This window comes from Streptomyces misionensis (assembly GCF_007896895.1).
Lineage (GTDB): Bacteria > Actinomycetota > Actinomycetes > Streptomycetales > Streptomycetaceae > Streptomyces > Streptomyces misionensis_A.
This window is the reverse complement of the sequence record NZ_VOGW01000115.1, coordinates 21481-33349: the sequence shown is the minus strand read 5'-3', so window position 1 is coordinate 33349 and position 11869 is coordinate 21481. Positions and strand designations below refer to the sequence as shown.

Here is an 11869-nt window from a genome sequence, read left to right as displayed (position 1 = left end):
GGCGGGACTCGGGAGAGGTGCGTAGGACGTGAGGCTGACGATTCTGGGCGGCGGCGGGTTCCGCGTTCCGCTGGTCCACGGTGCGCTGCTGACCGACCGTGCCGAGGGGCGGGTCACCGAGGTCGTCCTGCACGACCTGGACGACCGCCGGCTGCACGCGGTCTCCCGGGTCCTGGCGGAACAGGCCGCCGGCGTCCCGGACGCGCCCCGGGTGACCGTCACCACCGACCTCGACGAGGCCCTGCGCGGCGCCGACTTCGTCTTCTCCGCGATCCGGGTCGGCGGCCTGGAGGGACGGGCGGCCGACGAGCGGATCGCGCTCGCCGAGGGCGTGCTCGGGCAGGAGACGGTCGGCGCGGGCGGCATCGCCTACGGCCTGCGCACGGTGCCCGTCGCGGACGACATCGCCCGCCGGGTGGCCCGCCTCGCCCCCGACGCCTGGGTCATCAACTTCACCAACCCGGCGGGCCTGGTCACCGAGGCCATGTCCCGGCACCTGGGCGGGCGCGCCATCGGCATCTGCGACTCGCCGGTCGGCCTCGGCCGCCGTGTCGCCCGCGTCCTCGGCGCCGACCCGCGCGAGGCGTTCGTGGACTACGTCGGCCTCAACCACCTCGGCTGGGTCCGCGGGCTGCGCGTCGGCGGGCGCGACCTGCTCCCGCGGCTGCTCGCCGATCCCGCGCTGCTCGGCTCCTTCGAGGAGGGCAGGCTCTTCGGCCCCGACTGGCTGCGCTCGCTCGGCGCGATCCCCAACGAGTACCTGCACTACTACTACTTCAACCGCGAGACCGTGCGCGCCTACCAGATGGCCGAGCGGACCCGCGGCGCCTTCCTGCGCGACCAGCAGGCCCGCTTCTACGAGGCCGCCGGGCGCCCGGACGTCTCCGCGCTGGACGCGTGGGACCGCACCCGCGCCGAGCGCGAGGCGACGTACATGGCCGAGAACCGCGAGAGCGCGGGCGCCGGCGAGCGCGAGGAGGAGGACCTCTCCGGCGGCTACGAGAAGGTGGCCCTCGCCCTGATGCGGGCCATCGCCCGCGACGAGCGCACCACCCTGATCCTCAACGTCCGCAACAACGGGACCCTGTCCGCCCTCGACGACGACGCCGTCGTCGAGGTGCCCTGCCTGGTGGACGCCAATGGCGCCCACCCCCTGGCCACCGCGCCGCTGCCCGCCCACGCGACGGGCCTGGTCTGCGCGGTCAAGGCGGTGGAGCGCGAGGTCCTCGCCGCCGCCCGGTCCGCCTCCCGGGCCACGGCGGTCAAGGCCTTCGCCCTGCACCCCCTGGTCGACTCCGTGAACGTGGCCCGACGGCTCGCGGACGGCTACATCGCCGCCCATCCGGGCCTCGCCTACCTCAGGTAGGCGCGGCCCGAAGACCCTTGAACGCCGCCCGCAATTGTGTTCTTGTGGAGCGGACGATTCGCTGATCGGAAGGGGACACGGGGTGGAGCCGACGGCCGGTCCCGGTCAGTTGCTGGCCATCAGTGATCTGCACATCTCCTACCCGGAGAACCGCCGCCTGGTCGAGGAGCTGCGGGGCGGAGAGGAGGACTGGCTGATCGTCGCGGGCGACATCGCGGAGACCGTCGAGGACATCCGCTGGACCCTCGCCACCCTCGCCGGCCGCTTCGCCAAGGTGCTGTGGGCGCCCGGCAACCACGACCTGTGGACCCACCCGAAGGACACCGTGACGCTGCGGGGCGTCGCCCGCTACGAGCACCTGGTCGAGGTCTGCCGGGAACTCGGCGTCCTCACCCCCGAGGACCCCTACCCGGTGTGGCACGGCGCCGGCGGCCCGGCCGTGGTCGCCCCGCTGTTCCTCGGCTACGACTACTCCTTCCTGCCCGCCGGCTGCGCCACCAAGGCCGAGGGCCTCGCCTACGCGGAGTCCACCGGCATCGTCTGCAACGACGAGTACCTGCTGCACCCCGATCCGTACCCCACCCGGGAGGCGTGGTGCCGGGACCGGGTGGCGCGGACCGAGGAGAGACTCGCCGCGCTGCCGGCCGACCTGCCGACCGTGCTGGCCAACCACTACCCCCTGGACCGGCACCCCACCGAGGTGCTCTGGCACCCCGAGTTCGCCATGTGGTGCGGCACCGCCCTGACCGCCGACTGGCACCGCCGGTTCCGCGTCGCCACCATGGTCTACGGTCATCTGCACATCCCCCGCACCACCTGGCACGACGGAGTCCGCTTCACCGAGGTCTCCGTGGGCTACCCCCGTGAATGGCGCAAGCGCCCGGTACCCCCGGGAAAGCCGCGCCGCATCCTGCCGATGGAGGACGAGACCGGTGATCGAGGAGCTGCTCCCGGAGTCGGTCGTGGCCGTGGAGGCACACCGTGACGACCCGCTGTGGGAGGCCCCCCTCCACCCGGAGGAGGAGGTGCTCGTCGCCCGCGCCGTGGCCAAGCGGCGCCGCGAGTTCGCGGCCGTGCGCGGCTGCGCCCGGCGCGCCATGGAGAAGCTCGGCATCCCGGCGCGGCCCGTGGTCAGCGGCGAGCGCGGCGCCCCGCAGTGGCCGGCCGGCATCATCGGCAGCATGACCCACTGCGACGGCTACTGCGCCGCCGCCCTGGCCCGCGCCACCGACCTGGCCTCCCTCGGCATCGACGCCGAACCGCACGGAGCGCTGCCGGAGGGCGTCGGCCCCTCCGTCTTCCTGCCCGCCGAGACGGCGCGCCTGGAACGGCTCGCCGGGCGAGGGCCCGCCGTGCACTGGGACCGGATCCTGTTCAGCGCCAAGGAGTCCGTGTACAAGGCCTGGTACCCGCTCACCCACAAGTGGCTGGACTTCTCCGAGGCCGACATCACTGTGAACCCGGCCCCCGACGGCGAACCGCACGGCACCCTGCACGCCGAACTCCTCGTCCCCGGGCCCCGGGTCGGTCCTCGCCGCGTCCAGGTCTTCGACGGCCGCTGGTCCGTGCGCGACCATCTCGTGACCACCACGGTCGTCGTACCCCACGGCTGAAGGGCCCCGGCCGCCGTCGCCGCACCGCGGGCCCGAGGCGCCCCGGCCGCCGCCGTCCCCGGATGCGGACGGCGGCCGGGCGGACGGTCAGGCGGCCGGCGGGCACCACTCGCCCAGCAGCCGGAAGAACTCCGCCTCGTTGCCCGCGAGGCCGGCCCCCGCGAGGGCCGTCTCCGCCTCGGCGAGCACGCCGGGCGGCACGACGGCGGGCGGCGCGCCCTCGGGCGGTCCGTCGAAGGCGGCGCGCACCGTGTGCAGCAGCCGCAGATAGGCCTGGACGGCGGTGCGCTCGTGGTCGGTCAGTACGGCGGTGGGCATCGGTCGGCTCTCCCCGAATAGGCGTCACGGTCACGCGCCCTGCGGCGCCGCGCGCCGCGTCGTACGGCGCACCCGACCAGCTTGCCGCCCACCACTGACAATGGGGCGAAAGCGCACCCCGCGCCCCGCCCGAGTGCCCGTCAGGAATCGGGCCGCTTCACGCTCTCCAGCAGCATGTCCAGCCATTCGGCGACCTTGTCCCGGTGCTGGTCGGTGGGCAACTGCGCGGCCCGCCAGGCGATTCCGCGCACCCCGTGGTCCTGGAGCAGCCGCTCCAGCGGGTCCTCGGCGGCCGCGGCCGCGGCCCGCTCCCGGTCGGCCAGCTTCTGCAACAGCTCCTGCTCGGTGCGCTGCAACGCGCCCGCCAGCGCCTCCGGGTCCTCCGCGGTCAGGAAACCGGCGTGCACCCGGAAGAACCGCTGCAACGCGTCGCAGTGCTCCATGGTGGGCCGGCGGTCGCCGTTGATGAGGGCGCCGGCCTGCTGCCGGGACATGCCCGCGCCGTCGGCGATCTCCTGCTGGGTGTATCTGCGGCCGTTGGGCTTCAGCCGGGTGCGCCGCAGCAGGCCCAGGCGCTGGAGGAACCGCGCCTGGACGTCGGGTTCGCCGGCCGGGCGGCCGCTGAGCAGGGCCTTGACCACCGGCTCCGGCACCCCGCAGGCGACCGAGAGCCGTGCGACGTCGAAGACCTCGGCCTGGGCCACCCCGAGCCGCTCGGCGAGCGCGGTGACGCGGGCGACGACGGCCGGCAGCTGGGCGGTCGCCGCGGCGCCCGGATCCTCGTAGCCATCCGTCACCGACAGAACTCCTACGTCTCTCAAGGGCAACAGGTGCGTCCGTGCATCCCGCATGCTCGGTACCGGGTCCGGCGATCGCCGTGAACCTCCCGGAGATTAGCCGGTGCCTCGAACCCACATCCAGGTGTCGCCACAACTGTGGCGAATTTCAGCCGTCAACCGGCGTGGAATGCCACGATAGTTGACATCACCTCGCGTGGGGAAGCAGGATCGCATCGCCGCGTGAAGGCCGCAGAGGCAAGAGGGGTGACCTCCCGATGGCACATCAGGCAGGAGGGAAGCGGCCGGCGCCGCGGCCCGTCCCCGAGACCTCCGAGACCCAGACGTACCTGCAGGACTACGGCGCACTGCTGGACGCCGTCGCGTTCCCGTCCCTGGTGGTGGACCACCGCTGGGACGTGGTGCTGGCCAACGCCGCCTTCGGCGTGCTCTTCGGCGGGATGCGCCCGCATCCCACCGCGATGCCGGAGGAGAACTTCCTGCGGTTCGTGCTCTTCCACCCGGACGCCGGGCGGGTCCTCGGCGACCACGAGGCGGGCTGGTGCCTGCCGATGCTCGCCCAGCTCAAGGGCGCCATGGAGGCGTACGGCCACGATCCCGAACTCCAGGCGGTGCGGCGGGAGATCGCCCAGGACCCGCTCATGGAGGCCGCCTACCGGCAGGGGCTGCCGCACTGGATCCGGGTCGTCGGCGAGCGCGGGACCCGGCTCGACGGGGCCGTACGCCTGCTCCTGCACCCCGATCCGCGCCGGGGCGCCACCGAGTGCCGCATCGTGGAGGAGACCCCCGAGACCCTGCGCGAACCGGGCTTCCGCAGACTGACACTGGTGCCGCGGGACAGCCACCGGGCCCCCGCCCCGGTGCGCCGGCCGCGCAGGTCGCGCGCCACCCCCGCGCATCTGACGGTGGTCCCGCCGCCCGGGACGTGAGGGCTGTCCGGCGGCACACCGCTCGCGGACTTTCACCTCGACGTCATCTCACCCTTCCCTCACGTTCGCCGCTCTTGGAACACTCGCTCCGCGCACCTTCGCTCTGCGCGACGGCATCACGGACGTCAGGACGAGAGGACCCCCACACCCATGCCCCACGTCAACCGGCGGCGCTTCCTCCAGATAGCGGGCGCCACCACGGCGTTCACCGCGCTGTCCGGCAGCATCCAGCGCGCGGCCGCCCTGCCCGCCCACCACCGCACCGGTTCACTGGAGGATGTCGAGCACATCGTCGTCCTGATGCAGGAGAACCGTTCCTTCGATCACTACTTCGGTTCGCTCAGGGGAGTGCGGGGCTTCGGCGACCCGCGGGCGGTGAGCCAGCAGGGACGCTCGGTCTGGCAGCAGTCCGACGGCACCAAGGACATCCTGCCCTTCCGGCCGGACGCCGACGACCTGGGGCTCGCCTTCATCCAGGACCTGCCGCACGGCTGGCCCGACACCCACGCCGCCTTCAACGGCGGCAAGTACGACAAGTGGGTGCCGGCCAAGGGCACCACGACCATGGCGCACCTGACCCGCGAGGACATCCCGTTCCACTACGCCCTCGCGGACGCCTTCACCGTGTGCGACGCCTACCACTGCTCGTTCATGGGCTCCACCGACCCCAACCGCTACTACATGTGGACCGGTCACGTCGGCAACGACGGGCAGGGCGGCGGCCCGGTGCTCGGCAACGACGAGAAGGGCTACGGCTGGACCACGTATCCCGAGCGCCTGGAGAAGGCCGGGATCTCCTGGAAGATCTACCAGGACATCGGCGACGGCCTGGACGCGAACGGCGGCTGGGGCTGGATCGAGGACGCCTACCGGGGCAACTACGGGGACAACTCCCTGCTCTACTTCGACCGGTACCGCGACGCCCGGCCCGGCGACCCGCTGTACGACAAGGCCCGCACCGGCACGGACGCCCGGCGGGGCGAGGGCTTCTTCGACCGGCTCAGGGCGGACGTGCGGGCGGACAGGCTCCCGCAGGTCTCCTGGATCGTCGCGCCCGAGGCCTTCACCGAGCACCCCAACTGGCCCGCCAACTACGGCGCCTGGTACGTCTCCCAGGTGCTGGACGCGCTCACCTCGAACCCCGAGGTGTGGGGGAAGACGGCGCTGTTCCTCACCTACGACGAGAACGACGGCTTCTTCGACCACGTGCTGCCGCCCTTCCCGGCCGCCGACGGGGCGCGGGGCAAGTCCACGGTGGACACCTCGCTCGACGTGTACCCGGGCGGCGCCGGATACGCGGCCGGGCCCTACGGGCTCGGCCAGCGGGTCCCGATGATCGTCGTCTCGCCCTGGAGCAAGGGCGGTTACGTCTGCTCCGAGACCTTCGACCACACCTCGATCATCCGCTTCATCGAGCGCCGCTTCGGGGTGCGCGAGCCCAACATCTCGCCCTGGCGGCGCGCCGTGTGCGGCGACCTCACCAGCGCCTTCGACTTCTCCCGCACGGACGCCGGGCCCGTCCCGCTGCCGTCCACGGCCGGGTACCGGCCGCCGGACCGCGACCGGCACCCCGACTACGTGCCCAAGCCGCCCGCGAACCCCTCGCTGCCCCGCCAAGAGCGCGGCAGCAGGCCCACCCGCCCGCTGAAGTACGCGCCCGTGGTGGACGGTTCGGTGGACACCGGGGCCGGCACGTTCACCCTCACGTTCGCCTCGGGGGCGCACGCGGGCGCGGTCTTCCTCGTCACCTCCGGCAACCGCGCCGACGGCCCCTGGACCTACACCACCGAGGCGGGCAAGACCCTGTCCGACACCTGGAACTCGGCCTACTCGGGCGGCGCCTACGACCTCGCGGTGCACGGCCCCAACGGCTTCCTGCGCGTCTTCAAGGGCGGCAACAGGAGCGCGGGCCCGGAGGTGACCGCCCGGCACACCGGCGAGCACGTCGAACTGGTCCTCACCAACCGGGGCTCGGGCGCGGCCCGGCTGAGGATCGCGGACGGCTACGGCGGCGCGCCGGTGGCCGTGACCGTGCGGCCCGGCGCCACCGTGCGGCACACCGTGGACCTCACGCGCGGGCACCGCTGGTACGACCTGACCGTGACCTCGCCGGACGACCCGGCGTTCGTGCGCGGTTTCGCCGGTCACGTCGAGAACGGGCGGCCCGGCGTGAGCGACCCCGCCCTCGCGACGCGGTGAACGGGCGATGAACACCGTTCCGTGCGGGCTGGTCAGGTACCGGTCAGATCAGGGTAGTGTGCCCCGGTGACCACGCAATCGAACACTCCCGCCGGCTGGTACCCGGACCCGCACGGGGCGGCCCAGACGCTCCGCTACTGGGACGGCACGCAGTGGACCGAGCACACGAACAACCAGGCCCAGCAGGCCGTACCGCCGCAGCAGGCGCCCCAGCAGCCCGCCGCCCAGTTCCCGCAGCAGCAGGCCGCCGACCCCCGGGTGCAGCGCCAGGTGCAGCAGCAGGCCGGGGTCGTGTCGAACGCCACCGGCGGCGGCACCCTGTTCACCGAGCCCGTGCTGGTGGTGAACCAGAAGGCCAAGCTGATCGAGGTGACCAACGAGTACAAGGTCATGGATCAGAGCGGCCGCGAGATCGGCTCGGTCACCGAGGTCGGTCAGGGCGTGCTGAAGAAGATCCTGCGCTTCGTCTCCAGCCTCGACCAGTTCATGACCCACAAGCTGGAGATCCGCGACGCCTACGGCCAGCCCCAGCTGGTGCTGACCCGGCCCGCGAAGTTCTTCAAGTCCCGGGTGATCGTGACCCGGCCGGACGGCTCGCCGGTCGGTGAGATCGTCCAGAAGAACATGATCGGGAAGATCAACTTCGCGATGAACGCGAACGGCCAGCAGGTCGGCGCGATCAAGGCGGAGAACTGGCGGGCGTGGAACTTCGCGATCGTCGACCACGCGGACAACGAGGTGGCCCGGATCACCAAGACCTGGGAGGGCCTCGCCAAGACGCTGTTCACCACCGCGGACAACTACGTCCTCCAGATCCACTACCAGCTGCCCGAGCCGCTGCTGAGCCTGGTGGTGGCGACGGCCCTGACCGTCGACACCGCCCTCAAGCAGGACTCGCGGGGCTGGAACTGAGCGCGACCCGCACGGGGAGCACGCACCACCGAACACGGTCACGGCGGCCGGTGCCCGGGCACCGGCCGCCGACGTGTGCGCGGTCGCTCACAGCGCGGTGAGATGCCCCGGCTGTTCCGGCCGCTCCGGCTGCCCCGGCTCTTCCCGCTGCTGTGCGGGCCGGCGCGGCCGCAGGGCGGGTTCGGCCGCCGCCGTGTCCGGCTCCAGGGCGAGCACCGCGGCCACCGGATGGTCCGGGTCCGCCGCCCGCTCGGGGGTGACCCGGGTGAGCAGCACCACGCCCCGGGCGGCCAGTCCCGCCCCGGCCAGCGCCAGCAGCACCCCCGCGGCGCCCCCGGCGAGGCCCTGCCCGAGCAGGGTGAGCCCGATCAGCGCGGCGGCCACCGGGTTGGCCAGGGTGACCACGGCCAGCGGGGCACCGAGGCCGCCGCGGTAGGCGGTCTGGGACAGCAGCAGCCCGCCGACGGCGAACGCCGCGACGAGCACCGCGACCACGATCACCTCGGTGCTCAGCACCGGCCCCGAGCGGTCGGTGGCGGCCACGGTCACGGTCTGGGTCAGCGCGGAGGCGACGCCCGAGGCGAGGCCGGACGCGGTGGCGTGCCGCAGCCCGGGCCGGGCTCCGGGCCAGGACAGGGCGCCGACCAGCGCGGCCGTCGTACCGGCGACCGCGAGCGCCGCGGGCAGGCTGAGCACCCGGGAGGGCGCCGGGCCCGAGGCGGTGACCAGCAGCGCGCCGAGACCGGCCAGCGTCAGCGCCGTACCGCGCCACTCCGCCGCGCCGACCCGCCGGCCGGCCGCCCGCGCGCCGAGCGGCACGGCCGCGACCAGGGTGAGGGCGCCGAGCGGCTGGACGACGGTCAGCGGACCGTACTTGAGGGCCACGACGTGCAGCAGGGCGGCGCCCGCGTTCAGGCCCACCGCCGACCACCAGGCGCCGGTGCCGAGCAGCCGGAGCAGTCCGGAGCCCGTGTTCCGGGCGGCGAGCCGCTCCTGGGCGACGGCGGCGAGCGCGTAGGCCACGGCCGAGACCAGCGACAGCGCCACGGCGACCAGTGCGGCGGCGCTCATCGGCCCGCTCCCGCCAGGACCCGTTGGCGCGGGACGAGCGACCCGGTGCCGCGGCCCGCCGTGGTGGCGCTCCGCCGCGGCGGGTGGAGCAGCGCGAGGGCGACGCCCAGCATGGCGGTCGCGGCGAGCGCGTCCAGCCAGTAGTGGTTGGCCGTGCCCACGATCACCATCAGGGTCAGCAGCGGGTGCAGCAGCCACAGCCAGCGCCAGCGCGAGCGGGTCGCCGCGATCAGGCCGATCGCCACCATCAGCGCCCAGCCGAAGTGCAGCGAGGGCATCGCGGCGAACTGGTTGGACAGATGGTCGTCGGCCGGCGGGCCGTACACGGACGGGCCGTAGATCCGGGCGGTGTCCACCAGTCCGGTGCCGGTCAGCATGCGCGGCGGGGCCAGCGGGAACGTGAAGGGCAGCACCAGGGCGGCCGCGGTGACCACGGCGAGGACCCGGCGGGCCCACACGTAGTGCGCGGGCCGCTTGACGTAGAGCCAGACCAGGAAGGCGACCGTGGCCGGGAAGTGGACGGTCGCGTAGTAGGTGTTGGCCAGGTGGACCAGGGTGCCCTGGTCCAGCAGCACCGACTGCACGGCGGTCTCGTGGGGCAGGTGCACGGTCCGCTCGAAGCCCCAGACGCGACGGGCGTTGTGGAAGGCGGCGGCGGTGTGGCCGGTGGCCAGCTGCCGGCCGAGCTTGTAGACGAGGAAGAGCCCGGCGACGAGCAGGAACTCACGTATGAGCCCCGGACGCGCGGCTGCGTCCGACTCCGTTTCTGCCTCGGCAGGCTCGGTGCGCGCGGTCATCCCCCGGCCCCTTCGGTGACGGTCGTGTGTGTCGTGGCGAGCCGCGGGCGGCGACTCCCCGGTACGGTGCGGAAAGCTTCGGGTACGCCCTCGTACCGATACGCTGATGTACCGATACGGAAGTGTACCGATACGTTCGAGTACCGGTACACTTACGTATCGATTGAAGTGCGACACACTGGAGTCCGGGCACCGCGCGGCGCCCACGAGTGAGGGGAAGCACCACATGACGTCGCAGGCCGCGGAGGGACCGGAGTCGGTCGTCACCTCGCGCCGCTCCAAGATCACGCCGGAGCGTGAGCGGGAGTTCTTCGACGCCGTGCTGGAACAGATCCGCGAGTGCGGGTACGAGTCCGTCACCATGGAGGGCGTCGCCGCCAGCACCCGGTGCAGCAAGTCCACGCTCTACCGGCAGTGGCGCAACAAGCCCCAGTTCGTGGCCGCCGCGCTGCGCGCCAACCGGCGGGTGCGCTTCGCCGGCATCGACACCGGATCGCTCGCCGAGGACCTGCGCCGCACCGCGCGGGCCGCCGGCGACTGGTCCCGCAAGGACACCAAGCTGCTCCAGGCGCTCGGGCCCGCGGTCGCGCAGGACCACGAACTGGCGCAGGCGCTGCGCGAGGCCCTGGTGTACCCGGAGATCGCCGCGCTCCAGCAGATGATCGACCGGGGCGTGGCCCGCGGCGAGATCCGCGCGGACCATCCGGCGCTGGAGTTCGTCCCCGCCATGTTGTTCGGCGTGCTGCGCATCCGCCCGGTGCTCAGCGGCCAGTACGCCGACGCCGATTACCTCGTCCGGTTCGTGGAGGCCACCGTGCTGCCCGCACTCGGACTGGACTGAGACCCAGGCCGCCGTTCACGGGATGACTGAACGGCGGCCTGTCCGCGCCGCACCGTGGGGACGGGGGCGGCGCGCACCCCCCGGCCGGGCGGGGTTCCCCTTGAGCGGAGGGGAACCCCGCCCGGCCGACTGCTCGCGGGCGTCAGACGCTCTGGCCGCTCCCGCCGCCGGAGGAGACGGTGATCCCCTTGAGGATCTCGTCGATGACCGACTCGTCCTTGCCGACGTCGACGCCGAAGCGCACGACCACCATCTGCCGGGCGTCGTTCGGCGAGGGGAAGGCGACCGACTCCACCAGGCCGTCGGCACCCTTGCTGGTGACCGCCTTCCAGCGCACCAGATAGCCCTTCTGCCCGGCCACCGTGACCGCCCGGGAGGCCAGCACCTGGTGCGAGGTGATGCTGCCGTAGGTGGTGCCGCCGTACGACTCCTTCGCGTTGGCCGCGATGTCCGCCTTCGCGACCTCCTCCGGGGTGTCGCCCTCGGTGCCCAGTGCCACGGCGGGCGCGGTGTAGGCGCCGCCCGCGGTGCAGGTGTCCGAGCCGCTGCCCGGGCACTTGTAGGAGTCGTCCGAGGTCACCTGTGCGCCGACACTGATCGTCTCCCCGGTCCAGCCCTTCGGCACCGGCAGGCTGATGCCGTCGATCACGTCCGGAACGGTCCCGCCGCCCTTGATCTTGGGCGCGGGGGAGTGCCCGGGCGACGGCTGGTCGTCGCCGGGCCCGCCCGGTCCGTCCTGCCCGCCGGAGCCCCCCGGCCCGTCTTCCGGGCCGCCCACGGGCTGGTGCTGGGAACCCGCGCGGTCACCGCCGCCGTCGTTCGTCAGCGCGTACACGCCGACCCCGATGCTGGCCAGCACCACGACCGCCGCCGCGACGGCGATTCCGGTCCGCAGCCCCCGCCGGGCGGGCGGCGGCGGGGCCGCGGCATCAGCCGCCGGTGGGGGCCGGGCCGGCACGGGCCCGGCAACAACACCTTCTCCTACTTCACCGACCCCACCGGCCTCGTCTGCGAGTACACCTCGGG

12 protein-coding genes are annotated in these 11869 nt (G+C 73.4%); 7 read left to right on the top strand and 5 right to left on the bottom strand.

Annotated elements, in window-relative coordinates:
* The first annotated feature begins 28 nt into the window (after window positions 1-28).
* From FRZ03_RS20580 to FRZ03_RS20570, 3 genes are all read left to right on the top strand, one after another.
* Window positions 29-1366: a 6-phospho-beta-glucosidase gene (locus tag FRZ03_RS20580; RefSeq protein ID WP_146466624.1), complete on the top strand. Its 1338-nt coding sequence runs from the start codon at window positions 29-31 to the stop codon at window positions 1364-1366.
* A gap of 82 nt (window positions 1367-1448) precedes the next feature.
* The gene (locus FRZ03_RS20575; RefSeq protein ID WP_146466623.1) at window positions 1449-2351 is read left to right on the top strand and encodes a metallophosphoesterase family protein; all 903 of its coding nucleotides are present in this window, start codon (window positions 1449-1451) and stop codon (window positions 2349-2351) included.
* Window positions 2299-2979 carry a 4'-phosphopantetheinyl transferase family protein gene (locus FRZ03_RS20570; protein WP_186785533.1) on the top strand — a complete coding sequence of 227 codons (681 nt, stop codon included), beginning with the start codon at window positions 2299-2301 and terminating at the stop codon, window positions 2977-2979. Before FRZ03_RS20575 ends, FRZ03_RS20570 begins: the two co-directional genes overlap by 53 nt.
* Window positions 2980-3066: 87 nt before the next feature.
* Here FRZ03_RS20570 and FRZ03_RS20565 read toward each other — a convergent pair whose 3' ends face one another.
* Entirely contained in the window at window positions 3067-3297 is a 231-nt protein-coding gene (locus tag FRZ03_RS20565) for a hypothetical protein (protein ID WP_146466622.1), read from the bottom strand.
* Window positions 3298-3437: 140 nt separating this feature from the next.
* A complete protein-coding gene (locus FRZ03_RS20560) occupies window positions 3438-4094 on the bottom strand; it encodes a helix-turn-helix domain-containing protein (protein ID WP_146466621.1) in 657 nt (218 codons plus the stop codon).
* A gap of 257 nt (window positions 4095-4351) precedes the next feature.
* Here FRZ03_RS20560 and FRZ03_RS20555 point away from each other — a divergent pair, with 257 nt between their 5' ends.
* The 3 genes from FRZ03_RS20555 to FRZ03_RS20545 all read left to right on the top strand — a co-directional run bounded on the left by FRZ03_RS20555 (window position 4352) and on the right by FRZ03_RS20545 (window position 8134).
* Complete coding sequence (locus tag FRZ03_RS20555) at window positions 4352-5023, top strand: MmyB family transcriptional regulator (protein WP_146466620.1); 672 nt, start codon at window positions 4352-4354, stop codon at window positions 5021-5023.
* Window positions 5024-5173: 150 nt separating this feature from the next.
* The gene (locus FRZ03_RS20550; RefSeq protein ID WP_146466619.1) at window positions 5174-7222 is read left to right on the top strand and encodes a phosphocholine-specific phospholipase C; all 2049 of its coding nucleotides are present in this window, start codon (window positions 5174-5176) and stop codon (window positions 7220-7222) included.
* A gap of 66 nt (window positions 7223-7288) precedes the next feature.
* Window positions 7289-8134, top strand: a complete 846-nt coding sequence (locus FRZ03_RS20545) for an LURP-one-related family protein (protein WP_146466618.1) — start codon at window positions 7289-7291, stop codon at window positions 8132-8134.
* Window positions 8135-8221: 87 nt separating this feature from the next.
* Here FRZ03_RS20545 and FRZ03_RS20540 read toward each other — a convergent pair whose 3' ends face one another.
* Complete coding sequence (locus FRZ03_RS20540; RefSeq protein ID WP_146466617.1) at window positions 8222-9205, bottom strand: DMT family protein; 984 nt, start codon at window positions 9203-9205, stop codon at window positions 8222-8224.
* Window positions 9202-10002, bottom strand: a complete 801-nt coding sequence (locus FRZ03_RS20535; RefSeq protein ID WP_146466616.1) for a phosphatase PAP2 family protein — start codon at window positions 10000-10002, stop codon at window positions 9202-9204. Before FRZ03_RS20535 ends, FRZ03_RS20540 begins: the two co-directional genes overlap by 4 nt.
* A gap of 226 nt (window positions 10003-10228) precedes the next feature.
* Between FRZ03_RS20535 and FRZ03_RS20530 the strand changes: the two genes are divergently transcribed.
* Complete coding sequence (locus FRZ03_RS20530) at window positions 10229-10843, top strand: TetR/AcrR family transcriptional regulator (protein WP_146466615.1); 615 nt, start codon at window positions 10229-10231, stop codon at window positions 10841-10843.
* Between the two features lie 142 nt (window positions 10844-10985).
* On the opposite strand, the gene FRZ03_RS20525 is transcribed toward FRZ03_RS20530, so the two are convergent.
* Window positions 10986-11869: hypothetical protein (locus FRZ03_RS20525; protein WP_261399276.1), on the bottom strand; the 884-nt coding region annotated here is incomplete at its 5' end.